The 16,355-nt window shown below is 68.6% G+C and carries 17 protein-coding genes and 1 tRNA gene; 9 read left to right on the top strand and 9 right to left on the bottom strand.

Going from position 1 to position 16,355, the window contains the following annotated elements:
- The 3 genes from NZ773_15060 to NZ773_15050 form a co-directional block, all read left to right on the top strand.
- Window positions 1–481, top strand: a 481-nt coding sequence (locus NZ773_15060; GenBank protein MCS6803244.1) for a hypothetical protein, incomplete at its 5' end; no start/stop codon positions are given.
- Window positions 482–1,041: 560 nt separating this feature from the next.
- A complete protein-coding gene (locus tag NZ773_15055; GenBank protein MCS6803243.1) occupies window positions 1,042–1,734 on the top strand; it encodes a VTT domain-containing protein in 693 nt (230 codons plus the stop codon).
- Window positions 1,735–1,839: 105 nt separating this feature from the next.
- Entirely contained in the window at window positions 1,840–2,985 is a 1,146-nt protein-coding gene (locus NZ773_15050) for an acetylxylan esterase (GenBank protein MCS6803242.1), read from the top strand.
- Window positions 2,986–2,989: 4 nt separating this feature from the next.
- On the opposite strand, the gene NZ773_15045 is transcribed toward NZ773_15050, so the two are convergent.
- From NZ773_15045 to NZ773_15035, 3 genes are all read right to left on the bottom strand, one after another.
- Complete coding sequence (locus NZ773_15045; protein ID MCS6803241.1) at window positions 2,990–3,211, bottom strand: hypothetical protein; 222 nt, start codon at window positions 3,209–3,211, stop codon at window positions 2,990–2,992.
- A gap of 103 nt (window positions 3,212–3,314) precedes the next feature.
- Window positions 3,315–4,007 carry a hypothetical protein gene (locus NZ773_15040; protein MCS6803240.1) on the bottom strand — a complete coding sequence of 231 codons (693 nt, stop codon included), beginning with the start codon at window positions 4,005–4,007 and terminating at the stop codon, window positions 3,315–3,317.
- A gap of 95 nt (window positions 4,008–4,102) precedes the next feature.
- Window positions 4,103–4,990, bottom strand: a complete 888-nt coding sequence (locus tag NZ773_15035; GenBank protein ID MCS6803239.1) for a 1,4-dihydroxy-2-naphthoate polyprenyltransferase — start codon at window positions 4,988–4,990, stop codon at window positions 4,103–4,105.
- A gap of 346 nt (window positions 4,991–5,336) precedes the next feature.
- Here NZ773_15035 and NZ773_15030 point away from each other — a divergent pair.
- The 3 genes from NZ773_15030 to NZ773_15020 all read left to right on the top strand — a co-directional run bounded on the left by NZ773_15030 (window position 5,337) and on the right by NZ773_15020 (window position 7,642).
- A tRNA-Val gene (locus NZ773_15030) sits at window positions 5,337–5,410 on the top strand.
- Window positions 5,411–5,483: 73 nt separating this feature from the next.
- Window positions 5,484–6,626, top strand: a complete 1,143-nt coding sequence (locus NZ773_15025) for a glycosyltransferase family 4 protein (GenBank protein MCS6803238.1) — start codon at window positions 5,484–5,486, stop codon at window positions 6,624–6,626.
- Window positions 6,623–7,642, top strand: a complete 1,020-nt coding sequence (locus NZ773_15020; GenBank protein MCS6803237.1) for an LLM class flavin-dependent oxidoreductase — start codon at window positions 6,623–6,625, stop codon at window positions 7,640–7,642. Before NZ773_15025 ends, NZ773_15020 begins: the two co-directional genes overlap by 4 nt.
- Here NZ773_15020 and NZ773_15015 read toward each other — a convergent pair.
- From NZ773_15015 to NZ773_15005, 3 genes are all read right to left on the bottom strand, one after another.
- Window positions 7,639–8,769 (bottom strand): PAS domain-containing protein, encoded by a 1,131-nt coding sequence (locus NZ773_15015; protein MCS6803236.1) that lies wholly within the window; start codon window positions 8,767–8,769, stop codon window positions 7,639–7,641. The genes NZ773_15020 and NZ773_15015 overlap by 4 nt on opposite strands.
- Window positions 8,770–8,885: 116 nt before the next feature.
- Window positions 8,886–9,614 (bottom strand): hypothetical protein, encoded by a 729-nt coding sequence (locus NZ773_15010; protein MCS6803235.1) that lies wholly within the window; start codon window positions 9,612–9,614, stop codon window positions 8,886–8,888.
- A 73-nt stretch (window positions 9,615–9,687) separates the two neighbouring features.
- Window positions 9,688–10,635 (bottom strand): LLM class flavin-dependent oxidoreductase, encoded by a 948-nt coding sequence (locus NZ773_15005; GenBank protein MCS6803234.1) that lies wholly within the window; start codon window positions 10,633–10,635, stop codon window positions 9,688–9,690.
- Between the two features lie 53 nt (window positions 10,636–10,688).
- Between NZ773_15005 and NZ773_15000 the strand changes: the two genes are divergently transcribed.
- The 3 genes from NZ773_15000 to NZ773_14990 all read left to right on the top strand — a co-directional run bounded on the left by NZ773_15000 (window position 10,689) and on the right by NZ773_14990 (window position 14,424).
- Entirely contained in the window at window positions 10,689–12,506 is a 1,818-nt protein-coding gene (locus NZ773_15000) for a glycosyltransferase family 39 protein (protein ID MCS6803233.1), read from the top strand.
- Between the two features lie 35 nt (window positions 12,507–12,541).
- A complete protein-coding gene (locus NZ773_14995; GenBank protein ID MCS6803232.1) occupies window positions 12,542–12,973 on the top strand; it encodes a hypothetical protein in 432 nt (143 codons plus the stop codon).
- Between the two features lie 98 nt (window positions 12,974–13,071).
- Complete coding sequence (locus tag NZ773_14990; protein ID MCS6803231.1) at window positions 13,072–14,424, top strand: hemolysin family protein; 1,353 nt, start codon at window positions 13,072–13,074, stop codon at window positions 14,422–14,424.
- Here the strand turns inward: NZ773_14990 and NZ773_14985 are convergent.
- From NZ773_14985 to NZ773_14975, 3 genes are all read right to left on the bottom strand, one after another.
- On the bottom strand, window positions 14,416–14,835 hold the full coding sequence (locus NZ773_14985) for a ferredoxin:thioredoxin reductase (GenBank protein MCS6803230.1): 420 nt from the start codon (window positions 14,833–14,835) through the stop codon (window positions 14,416–14,418). The two genes, NZ773_14990 and NZ773_14985, sit on opposite strands and share 9 nt — an antisense overlap.
- Before the next feature lie 102 nt (window positions 14,836–14,937).
- Window positions 14,938–15,978, bottom strand: coding sequence for a TIGR03617 family F420-dependent LLM class oxidoreductase (locus NZ773_14980; protein MCS6803229.1), 1,041 nt, complete (start codon window positions 15,976–15,978; stop codon window positions 14,938–14,940).
- Window positions 15,975–16,328: a helix-turn-helix transcriptional regulator gene (locus NZ773_14975; GenBank protein MCS6803228.1), complete on the bottom strand. Its 354-nt coding sequence runs from the start codon at window positions 16,326–16,328 to the stop codon at window positions 15,975–15,977. Before NZ773_14975 ends, NZ773_14980 begins: the two co-directional genes overlap by 4 nt.
- Between the last annotated feature and the right edge of the window lie 27 nt (window positions 16,329–16,355).

The following is a 16,355-nucleotide window of genomic DNA, read 5'->3' as shown; positions in this document are numbered from 1 at the left end:
CATCGGCCAAGCCTCCACCTGCCCGCCCACCGACCAGCGGGGCGCGCCGCGAAGCGCGCCGTGCGATGTCGGCGCCTATGAGCACGGCGCAGCGCCCACCCTCACCGCCCTCCAGCCGAGCAGCGCGCCCCAAAACGGTCCCGCCTTCACCCTCATCGTCACGGGAACGCACTTCCTCGCGGGCACAGTGGCGCTCTGGAACGGCAGCGCGCGCGCCACCACCGTCCTCAACAGCACCACGCTCAGCGTCGCCATCCCCGCCAGTGACCTCACCACCGCCGGCACGGCGACCGTCACCGCGCGCTACGGGCAGGCGGCGGACAGCATCTCCAACGGCCTGCCCTTCAGCATCCTGCCGCCGACCCCAACGCCCACGCCGTCGCCGACCGCCACGCCATCGCCCACGCCGACGCCGACGTCCGGCCGGACGATCACGCGCATCCTCGTGCCTCTCTTCTTCTTCAGAGAGCCCGGGGGCTGAGCGGACGAGGCGCGGCCACCGAAGGAACGACCGGCAGCCCGGCCATCGACGCCGCCCTCGGCACCTGCCCGGCCACCGCCAGCGGGGCGTCCTTCGGTCCGTCGGCCAGGATGCGACATCGGGGCCTACGAATTCGGCGCGGCGCCGCCCCCGCCAGTTTGTTCGGGCCGCCAGTCCGCAGGTAGGAGGAAAGGGATGCCGTCGGCGTCGCTCACCGCGAAGCCGCGGCCGGTCGCGCCAGCGGCGCCATCCGCTTGGGGTGCAGAAGTGGCCGGCGGGGAGCGGATAATCGAGCAGAACTCGCGCTTCAGCGCGCGGCAGCGAGAACCACGCCAAGGAAAGCGCGACGATCACAGCCGGAAACGGGGCCCACCCAACGACCCGCTGACCGCCTCCCCAACGCCGGCAACGACGAGACCGGTTCCGGCGATTTTCCCCCCACTCTTCCAGCTGCCGCGAGGCGTACCTTACCATAGGGAGCGAGAGGAGAGGTTTCGTCTGCGCGGGTGGTAGCCCCCGGATCGTCCGGTCGCCCGGCGCGAGGAGGCAAGGAGCGTCGCGTGCTGGATCTCCGCCGATTTGTCCGTCCTGAGCTGCTGCTGCCGGCAGCCCTCGTGATCATGCTGACCGCCGGCGCGGTAGTCACCTATCTTTTGCGCAGCACTCTCCCCTGGATCGATGAGGACCTCGAAGCGCTGCGCGCTTGGGTGCTGGGGCTCGGCGCGGCGGGTCCCGCGGTCGTCCTCGTTCTCTCTGTTCTCCAGATCGTGATCGCCCCGATCCCGAACTCGGTCGTCGGCTATGTCGCGGCCTATGTCTACGGGTTTTGGGGCGGGCTCGCGCTGACGATCATCGGCGGCCTGCTCGGCGCCTCGACCGCACTCCTGCTCGCGCGCAAGCTCGGACGGCCGATTGTCGGCCGGTTCGCAAATGGCGCCGCGCTCGCCGCTATCGACCGCGTCGGCGCCGCCCGCTCGCCGCTCGTCTGGATCGCCGTCTTTCTTCCTCCTCTCGGCGACGCCCTCTATTACGCCGCCGGCTTCACCGCCGCGCCAGTCCGCTCCATTCTCATCGGCGTGCTGATCGGCCGGCTACCGCAGTGGATCATGCTCAATCTCTTTGGCGCCGCCGCCGAGCAGTATGGCGCGGCCGCGTGGATCGCTGGCCTCGCCTTTGGCGCCGCGCTCTCGCTCGCCTATGCGATCCAGCAGACGTGGGCGCGGTCTGCGCGGCGAGCAAACAGCGCCCGCTGATAGTGAGCGCCCCGTGACCGGCAAGACGCTCGCAGCAGGGCTCCCCTCGAGCAGGCGCGCCGGCGCAGACGGCGAGGAAGGAGCATCGAGCGCCGCGAGCACCCGATGAAGCCGTTGCCGCCGTCCTGCCTTCGCCGGGCGCTGCTCGCGGCGGCGCTCGGAAGCCTCCTCGTCTTTTGCGGGATCGCCGTCGGGCCGCGCGCACTCCTTGCCGCGGCGCGCACAGCGCTGCTCGTGCCCGACCTTCTCGTCTTTCAGCCGATCCGCCCTTCGGTCGCCCTGACCTTGCCTCCCGCTTCCCGCGTCTTCACGTGGAGCATGAATGAGGAGCGCGCGAGCGGCGATCTCTACCTGCCGGCATTCGCCCGACAAGCGCCGGCGGTGATCGTGGTGCTCGGTGTCTATCCCGCGCCGCTCGATGACCCGAACGTCCGGCGATTGGGCGACGGCCTCGCGCGCAGCGGGGTCGTTGCGCTCTTCCCCGACTCGCCCCGCCTCCGCGCCGGCCGCATTGTCCCAGAGGAGATCGAGGTTCTTGTGCAGGCGTTTGAGGCGCTGGCCCGCCAGCCGGAGGTCGACCCGCGGCGGGTCGGGTTTCTCGGGCTCTCCGTCGGCGGCGGGCTTGCCCTCGTCGCGGCAGGGGACGAGCGGATTGCGGAAGAGGTCGCCTTTGTCCACACCGTCGGCGGCTACTACGACGCCTTCGACCTCCTGCGCCAAATCGGGTCGGCGACGATGCTGGAGCCAGGACGCCCCTCCTGGCAGCCAAGCGACCTCGCCGTCATCGCCTATCGCCGCCAGCTGATCGACACCGTCCCGACCCCGGCGGACCGTGACGCGTTGGAGGCAGCCTATCTCGCGTTCCCGCCCGTTCCGGTGGAGAGCAGTCGGCTGTCCCCGGCCGGACGGCTTGTTCAGCGGCTCCTCGAGGAGCGCGCCCCGGCAACCGTCGACCAGCTGCTGAGCGAGCTGCCGCCGGAGGCGCTCGCCGCGCTGCGGCAGCTCTCGCCGCGCGAGCGTGTCGCCGCGATCCGAGCGCCGGTCTTCATCCTGCACGATGTCAACGACCCGTACGTGCCCGTAAGCGAGTCCCGCCGCTTAGCCGCAGCGCTCGGCGAGCGCGCCTGCTTCCGGGAATACCAGCTGTTCGCCCACGTTGTTCCGGCCGGAGCGCCGACCCCGCTGCGTATCGCGCGTGAGGTCGGCGGGCTGATCCGCCAGCTCAACGCATGGTTCCTGCTGGTGAGCTGAACCGCTACGCTGGCGGGACGAGGGCATTCAGGTTCGGCAGCAGCCCGAGCACCTGAAGAACAATCAGCGCCAGCAGCACCGCCATGATACTGAGCAGAACGAAGACCAGTTGGGCAAGGATGAAGCCGCAGCCGAAGCGGAAACCGTCGCCGACGGAGATGCCACGCCGGACAGGCACCACCGGCCGTGGCGTTGCCGGGGAGGAAGTCGTCACACTCGGTTCCATTGAGGCGTGGAAATGGTAGGGCGCAGTCTAGCAGCCAGTCGAGCCCTCGGCAAGGCACGGCTCGTCTGCTCCCGCGCCCAAACGCTCCCCCGGCCAGCAGGGCTTATTGGCGGACGATTATCCCAAGATAGCCGCGCACTGCTGCCTGCCAGCAGGCAGCGCGGTCGGCAGCGCGCGCACAGGCCGCACGCGCTTCGGCGAGGGTGTCGAGCCGGGGAATGGCCGGCAGCCGAGCCGCCGCGCGCAGGGGGCGATACCCTTTGTCGATGACGGTTTCCCATGCGGGGTAGTAGGCGGCCATCAGTCCATCCGGCTCGGCAATCAGCGCATCGACGAGCGCGGGACCGTCGAGCCCCTTCGCGCGGTTCGCTTCGTACCAGTCGCGCATAAGCGAGGCAGCATAGAGGTGGAGCGCCAGCTCTCCCGGACCTTGCAGTTCGGCGTGGTAGCGCGGCGTATCGACACGGAGGAGGTAGCGAACGCGTCCGTTCTCGACAATCGGGATCAGCTTGACGGTGCGGCCCGGAGCGTTCAGATTGAGCGCGACCTCGGTGTTGCGGACCGGCTCGATCACCACTTGGACGCCGCCGGGAGTATCCGGACGCTGCCAGGCCGCAGCGAGCGCATTGACAGCATCGCGCAGATCGGGATTGTCGACACTGTTGGCGTAGCGGTGCGCCGCATCGAGATGATCTGCCATCGTGTTGGCGCGATCGCGGGCGAGCGTGGCAGCCGTCGCTTGAAGCGTAGCGAGCGGCTGGCGGACTGCTGGCGTGCAGCCCGCTCCGCTGAGCATCAGCACGACGGCTAGGACGAACCGAATGGGGCCCCCTCCTCGGTCATAGGAGAATAGCGAGCAGCAATCGGAGCGTCAACTCGTCCGCCAGCTCGCTAGAGGGCCAAGCCGAGAGCGAAGAGGGCGCTGTGCAGCGCCAGCAGCTGCGCTGCTCGAAAGAGCGCAGGATTGAGCGCTGCCGCGTCGTCGCGCTGCAGCACCGTACGAGCGAGCGGAACGGCGAGAGGCGCGCTTAAGAGCGGGAGCGCTGCCCAGCTTCGGCCGGCGAAGGCAAAGACGATCGGAACAAGGTAGGCGAGCGCCAGCAGGAAGCAGAACTCGAGGCGCGCGCCGGCGCGGCCGAGGATGACGGCCAGCGTCCGTTTGCCGACCCGGCGGTCGCCGTCGAGGTCGCGGATGTTGTTGACGATCAGGATCCCGGTTACCAGCGCGGCGACCGGCAAGCTGGCGAGCAGCGCCCAGGGCGACCAGACCAGCGCGTGGACGTAGTACATCCCGGTGACGCCGATGACCCCGAAGAAGAGAAAGGCGGCGAGATCGCCGAGGCCGTTGTAGGCGAGCGGGAACGGGCCGGCAGTGTAGGCATAGCCGGCGGCGAGGGAAGCAAGACCAATGATCACAATAGGCCACCCCCCGCGGAAGACGAGCACCGTCCCTGCCAGCAGCGCCAGCCCGAAAAAGGCGAGGACCCCGCGCTGTGCTGCCCGCGGCGACAGCAGGCCCGCCGTCACCACGCGCGTCGGACCGACACGCTCACGATCAGCGCCGCGCCGATAGTCGTAGAGGTCGTTGGCAAGATTGGTGCCAATCTGGATGCAGAGTGCTGCGATCAGCGCTGCCGCAGTTGCAAGCGGGTCGAAGACCGCGTCGCCAATCGCGAGGCCCGTCCCTACAAGGACCGGCGCAACCGCTGCCGAGAGTGTCCGCCAGCGGATCGCCAGCAGCCAAACCTGCAGCACGGAGGGACGGTCCGAGCGCGTCATCTGTCGAGGAAGACTGTAGCATGCCGCCATGCGCTCGTGCGGCCCCGCGGCGCGGCTGCTTTCGCAGAGCGCGCCAGCGGTCCGGAGAGAAGCCTCCTTTCTTCGGCAAGTGCCGCTTCCGCGCGCTGAGACCGGCCATCGAGAACCCGCTCAGACGCGAGGGCCGCTGTCCCCACGATGGTCCCCCTAGCCGCAGCCAGCTGCCGAACGGCGGCGCCGGCTCGGTACCTCCTCTTCCCGCAGCGCAAGCGCCGCCGCTCGCTCGGTCCTTCTCCGCGGCGGAAGAGGTGAGAGACGCCTCGCGGTCGATGAGCCGGCGCCTGAGCGTGCCCTATCATTGAGGTGCGGGCGGTTAGCTCAGCAGGTCAGAGCGTCTGGTTTACACCCAGAAGGCCGGGGGTTCGAGCCCCTCACCGCCCACTGCTCTCTTCCTTTGCTGCTTGCGGCAGCGGGGGCGTTCGCAGCCTCACGCGGCTCCGCTACCATCCCGCACATGCGGATTACGATCGATCTCTCCGCCGCAGTGCGCCGCCACGGCGGGCTCGGCCGCTACGCCCACGAACTGACCGCCGCTCTCGTCGCGCTTGACCGCGGCGACGACTATCAGGCGTTTCTCCATTCCGCCGGACGCGACCTCCGGCCCGACCCGCCGCTTGACCGTCTTCCTGTCCGGCGCATCCCCCTCGATGCCAAGCCATGGCGGATGAGTGTTCTGCTTGCATCCTTTGCTCATCTGCCCCTCGACGCCGCGATCGGGCCGACGACGATCTTCCACGGTACGGACCATCTGCTCCCGCCGACGCGCCGCATCCGGACAGTCTTCACTGTCCACGACCTGATCTTTCGCTTCTACCCGGAGCATCATCTGCCGCTTAATCGCTGGTATCTGACGCTGATGATGCCCCGCTTCCTGCGCGCCGCCGATGCCTTGATCGCCGTCTCAGAGCAGACCAAGCGGGATGTCGTCGCGCTCTACGGCGTGCCAGCGGAGCGCATCCACGTCATCTACGAGGGCGTCGCCTCGCGCTTCCAGCCGGTGGACGACCCGGCGCAGCGTGCCGCGCTCCGGCAGCGGCTTGGCCTGCCGGAGCGTTTTCTGCTCTATCTCGGGACGATCGAGCCGCGCAAGAATCTCATCGCGCTGCTCGACGCCTACCAGTCGCTCGTCGCCGCCGGCGAGACGGCCGACCTCGTTATCGCGGGACGCCGCGGCTGGCTGTTCGAGCCGGTGTTCGCTCACGTCCGTCGGCTCGGCCTCGAACGCCGCGTCCATTTCTTGGGATGGGTGGAGGACGCCGACACCCCAACCCTCCTCTCGGCAGCCCGCGCCTTCGTTTTTCCCTCGCTCTACGAGGGCTTCGGCTTGCCGCCCCTCGAGGCGATGGCCTGCGGCACGCCGGTCGTCGCCTCCAACACCTCCTCCTTACCGGAAGTTGTTGGCGATGCAGGGCTGCTCGTGCCTCCCACCGACCGCGCCGCGCTTGCTGCCGCCCTCCGGCGCGTGCTTGCCGATGACCCCCTTGTCACCGCGCTGCGTGAGAAGGGGCTGCGCCGAGCGCGCCGCTTCCGGTGGGAGAAGACCGCCCTCGAAACCTTGGCCGTCTACCGGACGGTCGCCGGAGGAACGACGCGATGACGATTTTCGACCGGCTGTCACTCGGTGTCCACGCGAGCGGCGCCTCCCCCCGCGACGCGATTGCCGTCGCTCGCGCCCTCGAACGCGCCGGCTGGTGGGGCATTTCGATCGGCGACTCCGCGCTCGACTCGTTCGCGGCGCTCGCTGCCGTTGCCGCCGCCACGGAGCGGCTTCACCTGCGCAACGGCGTGGCGATCCTCGGTCGGACGCCCGTCCAGACGGCGACCGCAGCCGCGACGGTCGACGAGCTCGCCCCGGGACGCTATCGCCTTGGGCTCGGCACCGGCTCGCGCGAGCGCACGAGCGGCTGGCACGACATCGACTACGGACGGATTGTCGGCCGGTTCCGCGACTATGTCAGCGCGGTGCGCGCCGCCTGGGCGACGACGCCCGGCGCGCCCGCCTCCTACGAGGGGCCGTTCTACCGCTTTCGCGGCTATGCTCGGCTGCGCCCGCCCGCCACTCCATCCTTGCCGATTGATCTCGCCGCGAATGGTCCGCAGATGCTCCGCCTCGCCGGCGCCCTCGGTGACGGCGTGATGTTCAACGATCTTCACACCGGGCCGTTCTTACGCGACGTTGCTCTGCCAGCAGTCGAGGCGGGGGAGCGTCATGCCTGCCGACCGGTGGGGACAGCGCGGCGGATCGGCGCGTTCCTCGTCTCGCTCGGTCCCAGTAAAGCGGCGGCAATCGCCCGCGGCCGAGCCGGCGTTCAGGCCTACCTCGTCATTAGCCACAACCGCCACGTGCTCGAGCACTACGGCCGGCAGGATGTCAAAGCCGCGATCGAGCGCGCCCTCGCCGACGGCGACAGCGCAGCGGTGGCCCGGGCGATCCCAGATGACCTCGTCGACTTGTTCGCGCTCTGCGGCGACGCGACCGAAATACGCCGGCGCCTCGCCGCTTATGACGGCGTGCTGGACGAGGCGATCCTCCACATCCCCGAATGGCGTGTGCCGGGAGCGGCGGCTGTCGCGGCCTACTTCGAGGTGATTGAGGCGCTTGCTCCGCGTTAACCGGCAGTCTCTTCCGTGGAGCGCGCCAAGTCGAGCGCCCGCCCCACGGGCGTCTCTTTCGTCTCCACCCGCGCGATCGACTGGAAGCGGCGGATTGTCGCGTGCAGCCGCTCCAGAGACCGGCCGATGTCAACGAGCAGCGCACGAGTGCGCGCAGAGAGGCTAGAGTCAAGCAGCGCGAGTTCGACCAGCCCCATCGGGAGAGCAATGTCGTTGTTCAGCAGATGCGCCGCTTCGCGGCTCGCGAGGATGACGCCGTCGCGCTGCGCCTCAGCCACTGCCCGCGCTTCGCGCTCCTGAGCGGCCAGCCGCCGATCGGTCGTGTCGTGGAGGTAGATCGACAGTCCATCAGCGCTGGGAAAGATGCGCGCCTCAAGCCAGCGCCCGCTCCAGGGGAGCTGGTCCTCAACAATGACTGTCTCGCCGCGTTCGGCCGCGCGCCGCACCGCCGGCCCGAACAGCGTCGTCATCGCCCCGGGAAAGACCTCCCAGACAACGCGGCCGATCACCTCATCCCGCGGCCGCTCGATCACCTGTTCCGCGCTTGCGTTGAGATAGGCAAAACGCCATTGTCGATCGATGGCAACGAAGCCGTCCGTCACCCGGTCCAGCATCCGATGCATCAGGTCGCGCTGCTCTGCAACGCGCGCCATCGCCTCGCGCAGCATGATCTCGCTGAGCGCCGCCGCAGCCAGCCCCTGCAGAACGGCGCGATCGTCGTCCGTCCACCCGCGCGGCAGGGTCGAGCAGACGCAAAGGACGCCGACGACTGTGCCGGCGCCCGGGGAAAGAGGGACGCCCGCCACAGCGCGCAGGCCGGCAGCAGTGAGAGGCTCGAACATCGGGGCGTCGCGGGCGGTCGAGAGGTCGTCAAGAAAGACCGGCGCGGCGCTGCCCCCAATCCATTCCTCAACCTGACGAACTGCGTCGACTAGCACAGGAGCGTCCGTCTGCGCTATAACGCGCCTTCGCTCGCCGTGGCAGAGCGCCGCAACCTCAACGCCGAGAACCCGAACAGCGCAGGCAATCAGCCGGTCAAACGCGCTGTCGATCGGCTCGACCGCCGGGGCAATATCGTGGAGGCCGCTTGGATGGCGATACGAGGTCAGACCTTTCGAGATTGTCATCGTTGCCGCTCTCGTTCTGCGCTGTCGGACCGCGCTCGTCGTCTCGGCGGCCCCCTCTACAGCGAGTATCGGCCGTTGCCTGCCGACGCAATAGCGCTCGCCGCCCCGAATGCCGCCTAGCGCGCTCCGAGGGGCGTCGGCGTCGGCGGGGGGCGGGGAGCAGTCACCGTCGGCGTCGGCGGCGTGCCGACCGGCGGACCACTCGGGAGAAGCTGGTCGGGGATGCCGAGCTCGCGCGCGTTCGGGAAGGACGTCCCATACGCGATCACTGCCCAGACCCCGTTGTTCCAGCGGAGAATGGCGTAGGTGGTGCTCGTTGGGTCGCCGCGCCGTTGGACACGAGTGCGGGCGTACTCGCGCACCGTCGTCTGATACTCGACTTCAAAGCCGGTCAAGGTGGTGTTGCTCAAGACATAGGAGACGGTGGCGCTGATAATGGCGTTCACGTCGCCGAGCCCTCCCGGCACGCCCGGTCCCTGAGCCGGGACGGCAGTCCCGCCCGGCGGCGCCGTGCGGGTGACCGTCGGGGTGGCGGTGACCGTCCGGGTCACAGTGGCTGTCGGCGTCACGGTGCGCGTCGCGGCAAGGGCCGTCTGCGTCCGAGTGATCCCTGCGGTGGGGGTGAGGGGCACAGGAGCAGTCGGCGTAACCGTTCCGCCCGGTCGTACCGTGAGCGTCAGCGTCGGCGAGGCGGCGAGCGGCGGCGCCCCTATCGTCCGGACGGTTGGGGTGGGAGACGGCGTTGCGGCAGGCCGCGGCAGGCCGGGCAGAGGGAGGTTCGGGGCAGCGGCGCAGCCCGCCGTCAAGAAGGCAACTGGTATGCAGAAGAGGAGCCAGCGAAGCACGGCATACTCCCGTCGCCCGGGATCGTAGCAGACGAATCTCCGCATGCTTGGCGCGCAAACGGTCGGCGCCTTGTTACTGCAGGCTGGCGACCAGCTGCCAAGCCCGCTCGGTCGAGCCCGCAGGGTCGGACGGCGCTCCGATGGGATGGACAATCACCTCGCTGACACCCTGAGCGAAGAGCGCACGCAGCCGGTTGGCGACCGTCGTTTCGTCGCCGGAGATCACCACCGCGTCGATCATCGCGTCGGTCCAGCTGTCGTTTTCGGGCTCGTAGCCGGCCGCGCGGAACATCGCGGCATAGTTCGGCAGCCGCGGGTACAGCGCGAGCTGCTGGCGCGCTGCCGCGCGCGCCTCCTGCGGGCGATCGGTGAGGCAGACGGGCGCATGAAAGATGATCGGCGGCGTGGGTCGCCCCGCTGCTCGGGCGCCTTCGGCGATGGCCGGCACGGCGCGCTGCTGGACGAAGGTGATCGGGGTCACCCACGTGATCGCGCCATCGGTCAGCTCGCCGGCGAGCCGGAACGACTTCTCGCGCAGCGCCGAGATCAGCACTGGCACGCCCGGCGCCTTCGGCAGCACGGCATGGACACGATAGCGCCGGTTTTCGACGTGAACCTCCCCGCGCTGAAGGGCGGGCCTAAGCACGGCGAGGTAGTCCCGCAGGTGGGCGAGCGGCTTCTCGTAGGGAATGCCCCACGTTGGCTCCATCTGAGGACCGTGGCTCGGGCCGATGCCTAGCCGGAAGCGGCCGGGCGCGAGCGCCGCCACCGTTGCCGCTTGGACCGCCATCAGGAGGGGATGGCGCGTCCACGTTTGGGCGATGGAGGTGCCGAGCAGGATATGGCGTGTTCGGACAGCGGCCGCCGCGAAGAGGGTCAGTGAGTCGCTCGTCAGTCCGCCGGCGGTCAGCCAGGCAGCGCGGATGCCCAGCTGCTCCGCCCGCTCGATGTTCGCCAAGGCGCTCGGCGCATCCGCTGCCATGCAGGCGATCCCGACGGTGCCGCTCATCTTCTCCTCCATGCCGCGGCGATTATAGAGAGGGCAACCGCGCAGACGAAGACTAGAATTCCCGCATGGCGCGCAGCTGGGTGCTCGTCGTGGCCGTCTGGCTCGCCTTCGCGATCCGTGTCTTCCGGCTTGAGGCCCACCCTTATCGCGGCGACGAGACATTCGTCATTTGGTTCGTTCAGCAGGACTGGCTGTCGCTGCTCGCCAGTATCGCCCGCAATGAGCCGCATCCCCCGCTCTTCTACCTGATCGCGAAAGGGTGGCGCGAGGCGGTCGGCGATGTCGAAACAGTCTTTCGCTTCGTTCCTCTCTTCTTTGGTGTGCTCGCCGTGCCGGCCGGAGCCCAGATCGGCGCGCGCCTTGGCGGCCCCGCTGTCGCGCTTGTCGCGGCGCTGCTGCTTGCGGTCAATCCGTTCTATATCTGGAATGCGCAAGACGCCCGCATGTACACTCAGGCCCTCGCGCTCGGCCTGCTTTCGCTGCTCGCGCTCCTGCGGCTGGATGACCGGCCAACCGACCTCCTCCGGCTCGCGCAGTACGCCCTATTCTCGGCGCTCGCCCTCCTCACCCATTACGCCTTTCTCCCGATCGCGGCGGTGCAGAACGGCTTTTGGCTGCTCCGCCACCGCCGCGAGCGGCTGGCGCTGCAACGCTGGCTGATGGCGCAGTCGGTCCTTGCTGCCCTTGCGCTCAGCTGGCTCTTCTGGAACCGCGCTCTCCTGCTGCACTATGTCGGCAACGGCGATCAGCCTGCGCTGCCCGCGGCGCTCCTGCGGGCCGCCATCGCCTACCTGACAGGACGGAGCGGGTCGCCGGAATGGGCAGCTGTTGCGGCCATCTTCGGCGCTGCGGTTGCGATTGTCGGCGCGGCCTGGCTCGGCCGGCAATCGGGCGCGCGGGGCTGGCTTGCCGCGGCGGTGGTCGCGGCCGGGTTCGGAGCGCAGTGGGCAGCAAGCCTGCGCGGTCCGGTCTTCGCCGAAACCTACCTGCTGCCGTCAAGCGGGCTGTATCCCGTGCTGCTCGCAGCGGGGATTGTCGCTCTTGGGCAGTGGCTGCTGCCGATTGCCGGCGGAGCGGCGCTCGCCGTGCTGCTCGTCGCTTCTGCGCTTGCGCTCGGGAACTATTGGCTGGACCCTGCCTACGCCAAAGCCGCCGACTGGCGCTCGCCGGCCCGCGCCATCGCCCGTGACGCTCGCCCAGGCGATGTTATCGTCCTCAACTATCCAGACCCCACCTTCGAGTACTACTACCGCGGCCCCATCCCCGTCCGCTTGATCCCTGCTCACGCGCCAGTCGACCGCCCCCTTGTGGCGCGTCAGCTTGGGGAGCTCACGGCCGCTGCTCAGCGGGTCTGGCTGATCCCGGTGCGCGCTCCAAACTGGGATAGCGAGGGATTTGTTGAAGAGTGGCTGGAGACACACGCGCTGCCTGTCGCCACGGGAAGCTGGCATCAGGTCCGGGTCGTTCTGTATGAGACCCCCCACGCCGTGCTGGCAGCGGCGCGGCGGCTTGATATCGACCTTGGCCCTATCCGCCTCCGAGGCGCAGCGATCGACGCGCCGGAGAGCTGCTCCCCGCTCTGCGAGGCGTCGATCCGGCTCGTCTGGACCGCGACCCAGCAGGTTCGGGACAACTACAAAGTGTTCGTCCACGCGGTCACCGATCGCGGCGAGCTGATCGCGCAGAGTGACAGTGTTCCGGCCAACTGGCGGCGGCCGACAACCGGCTGGACGCCGGGAGAGCTGGTTGTCGACCCGCACGAACTGCAGCTGCCCGCCGGCCACTACCGGATCCTCGTCGGTCTCTACCGAGAAACGAGCGGACGGCTGCGTGCTGCGGACGGGCGCGACGCGATCGCTATCGGCGAACTCACAGTACGCTGAAACTCGCCGTGCTGGTTCGCCGTGTTCTCAGACAAATGACGATGCGGCGCGGCGTCCTTCCTGCCCTTCTCCTTCTGCTGAGCGCGTGCGCGCCTGCGCCGCCCGCCGCGCCGCCGACCGTCGTCTCTGCTGAAGCACCGGTCGTCCGCGCCACTCCTTCCCCTCCCCTCCCACCCGACGTCGTCCGCATCGAGCTGTACGAGTGGAGCATCCATGTCGAGCCGGCAGAACTGCCGCCCGGGCGGTATCGCGTCGAAATCGTCAATCTCGGCAGGCATGTCCATTCGGTCTCTGTCGCCGGGCCCGGGGTCGACTTCGAGTCACGGCGCCTGCGCGCGGGCGGCGTTCAGCAGACCGAGATCGAGTTTCGGCCAGGCGAATACACGCTCTGGTGCCCGATCGGCGACCATCGAGACGACGGCATGCTGACGTATCTCACCGTTGTGGACCTCTCCCCGCGCCGATAAGCCCCTGCTTCTCCGCGAAGGGGCCGCCTTTTCCGGGCTTTACGAAGGCCAAGAATGATAAGATGAAGAGCCGTCAGTGATCGAGAACGAGTAGACAGTTGGAAACCGTTTTACAACTGCTTGCCGTCGCCGCGCTCGTCTTCGCCAATGGCTTCTTTGTCGCCTCAGAGTTCGCCCTTGTCTCGGTGCGTCGCTCTCGGATCGAACAGCTGGTCGCGGAAGGAGTGGGGTCAGCCAAGGTGGTGCAGCGGACACTCCACCGCCTTGATGGCGCTATCGCCGCGACCCAACTTGGCATCACGATGGCAAGCATCGCCCTTGGCTGGATCGGCGAGGCTGCAGTCGCCCATCTGCTCGAGCCGCTCTTTGCTTTTCTGCCCGGCATTCTTCCCGTGGTCAGCGCTCACGCGCTTGCCGTCGCGGTCGCCTTCGCGACGATCACCGCGCTCCACATCATCCTTGGCGAACTTGCGCCGAAGACCCTCGCCCTGCAGCGGAGCGAGCAGGTCGCCCTGACGATCGCGCGCCCCCTCGAGCTCTTCTATCTCGTCTTCCGGCCCGCGATCGCGGTACTGAACGGCGCCGGCAACTGGGTCGTCCGACGCCTCGGACTTCGCCCGGCGAGCGGGCATGAGCTCGTGCATAGTGTCGAAGAGCTCGAAATTCTCATCGAGTCGAGCAAGCGGGCCGGGGTGCTCGATGAAGAAGAAGCGCAGCTGCTCGGCCGCGTCTTCGACTTCAGCGAACGCCCAGCCCACCGCATTATGACCCCGCGCACCGAGATCATCGCCGTTCCCGACACGGCAACCCTGCCGCAGCTGCTCGCCGTCGCCCGCGAGCAGAATGTCAGCCGCGTCCCGGTCTACCACGGCACGATCGACAACATCATCGGCATGGTGCTGCTGAAGGATCTCCTCCGCGCTCTTCCGGAGGTGAGCAACGGCTCCGCTCCTTCCTTCGATATTCAGCAGGTCATGCGGCCGGTGCTGCTGGTGCCGGAGACGATCTCGATCGATGAGCTGCTCAAGCGGATGCGCGAGCAGAAGCTCCACCTCGCGATCTTGCTCGACGAGTTCGGGGGCACCGCTGGGCTCGTCACGATGGAAGATATCATCGAGGAGATTTTTGGCGAGATCCGCGACGAGTCCGACGTCGACGAAACGGAAGAGGAGATCATCGCGACCGAGAACGGCGCGCTGATCGACGGCCACACCGACATTCAGGATGTCAATGAGCGCTTCGGCCTGACGCTCGACGACTCGGAATATGACACCATCGGCGGCTATGTCTTCGGCGCGCTCGGACGCGCCCCGCGCGTTGGCGACCGCATCGACGTTGACGGCTATCGCTTCGAGGTGGTGGCGGTCGAGGGCATGCGGATCAGCCGGCTCCGTCTGACGCGGCTGGAAGGCGACGCGGCGTCCAAGACGGCCGGGCAGCCCTCACCCTGAGGCGCGGCCCTCCTCCCCGCGGCGTTCGAGGACACGGCCGAGCGCGCGCCCTTTGTCCGGCGTCGGGTCAGTCACCAGCCCATAAATCGCCCGGCCTTCGTGTCCTTCCGGCAGATACTCGGTGATCGGCAGCCCATCCTCGCGGACGAAGAGCAGGCAGTGGCAGTATTTCCACTTCTGCATCTCGTCGCAGGCGCAGATCCATTCGCGGCGCTTCGCTTCTGCTGCTTTGTCGGGGTAGAAGTTGCAGGGACAGAGCGGCCGCCCCACCTGATCGATGTTCGCGGCCAAACCGAGAATGACCGCCTCGGTGACCGTCGGGTCAGGATGAAAGACTGTTCCCGACTTCGCGGCGTAGGCGCGGGCGTAGTTCCACATCTTTTCGACGTTTTTCGGGCTTGGCTGATCCATTGTCGTCCCTTCGCGTTGCTGCCGCCTCCATTGTAGCGGTGACGCGGACGGTCACGGAACGGGCGCCGCGGGAGGCGGGCCCGGCGCGCAGGCGCGTCGAGGTCAGAACGCAGCGGGAATGGCGCAATCGCGGAGAGCCCGGACGAGCGCCGCGAGCCGGTCGCGGTCAGCGAGCAGCTCGCGCGGCGGCGAGAAGAGCGCGAAGCGCGTGACGAGCCCCTGATAGCGTTCGGCCACCAGCCGCGGCAGGTCGTCCAAGCGCCCGCTTAGGGTGAAGGTGTCGAGCACATCGTCAGCGACCTCGGCAGCGAGGTGATCCCATTGGCCCGCGGCGGCCATCCGCGCCAGCTTCTCGCCGAGGTCGTCCAGCCCGTGTGTCGAGAGCACCGGCCGATAGGCCGGCGTCGAGGCATAGAAGGCAATCATTCGCCGCGCTTCCTCGCGGGCGCGCGCGACCGCCTCGTCGCTGTCGCCGAGCGCTTGAAACGAGGCGGCGACGAGGTCGAACGGCTGGCCGGCGCGGCCGCCGCGCTCCCGTCCCGCGCGGACGGCCGGCAGAACGACTGTCTCGAGGTAGCGGGGTGTCATCAGCGGGTGGGTCCGCAGCCCGTCGGCAATCTCGCCGGCAAGCCGGCACATCGCCGGGTTGACGGCGGCAAGGTGCACTCGAGGCGGCGGAAACGGCTGCGGGCCAGGGTTGAACTCGCGAGTGAGCAAGGTCAGGCGATAGTGCTCGCTCTGGTAATTGAGCGGGGCGCCGGTGGCAAAGGCGTGCCAGAGCGCCCGCAGCGCGCCGACGTAGTCGCGCATCCGCGGCACTGGCGGCCGCCACTCGACGCCGAAGCGGCGGATAAGGTGACCGCGCACTTGGGAGCCAAGCCCGAGCGTGAAGCGCCCGCCGCTCAGCTCCTGCAAATCCCACGCCGCCATCGCCGTCACTGTGGGGCTGCGTGGAAAGGCGAGGGTCACCGAGGTGGCGACCTCGATCCGGCGGGTCGCTGCTGCCGCGGCCGTGACCGCCACCACAGAGTCGCGCGCGGTCTCGTTGACGCTGACCGCGTCGAAGCCGGCCTCCTCGGCGAGGCGCGCCAACGGCGCGACGCGAGAGGGCGGGAGGACCCGAAGAGCAAGCTCGATCTTCACGCGCTCTCCCCGGGCGGCGAAGAGCGCGGCGTCTGCGCCAGCAAGAACCCGATCACCTTTTGGCGCAGTTCTGGGGTCGCAAGCTCGAGGAGCTGGCGCGCCCACTCCTCAGAAAAGTGGAAGCACTCTTCGGGGAGCGGCCACCCCGCAAGGAGGCGGAGCGTTGCTTTCGGCAAGCCCAGCACATGCTCGAGCGCATCGCATGTCTCCGCTGTTGGCCGCGCGCCGGCGAGGATAACGCGCAGAGTATTATGGCTGAGGTTGGCCTGCAGGGAGGTTTGCCGCACTGAGAGGCCAAGCGCCTGCAGCCGACGGCGGATCAGCTGAGCGACCGCAGTCTCCTCGGGCATCGGCTCCTCGTCGCGTGGGGAGTGCGG

Source organism: Dehalococcoidia bacterium, assembly GCA_025054935.1.
GTDB lineage: Bacteria > Chloroflexota > Dehalococcoidia > SpSt-223 > SpSt-223 > JANWZD01.
The sequence above is the reverse complement of the archived record's forward strand: the minus strand, read 5'-3'. Positions and strand labels throughout refer to the sequence as shown.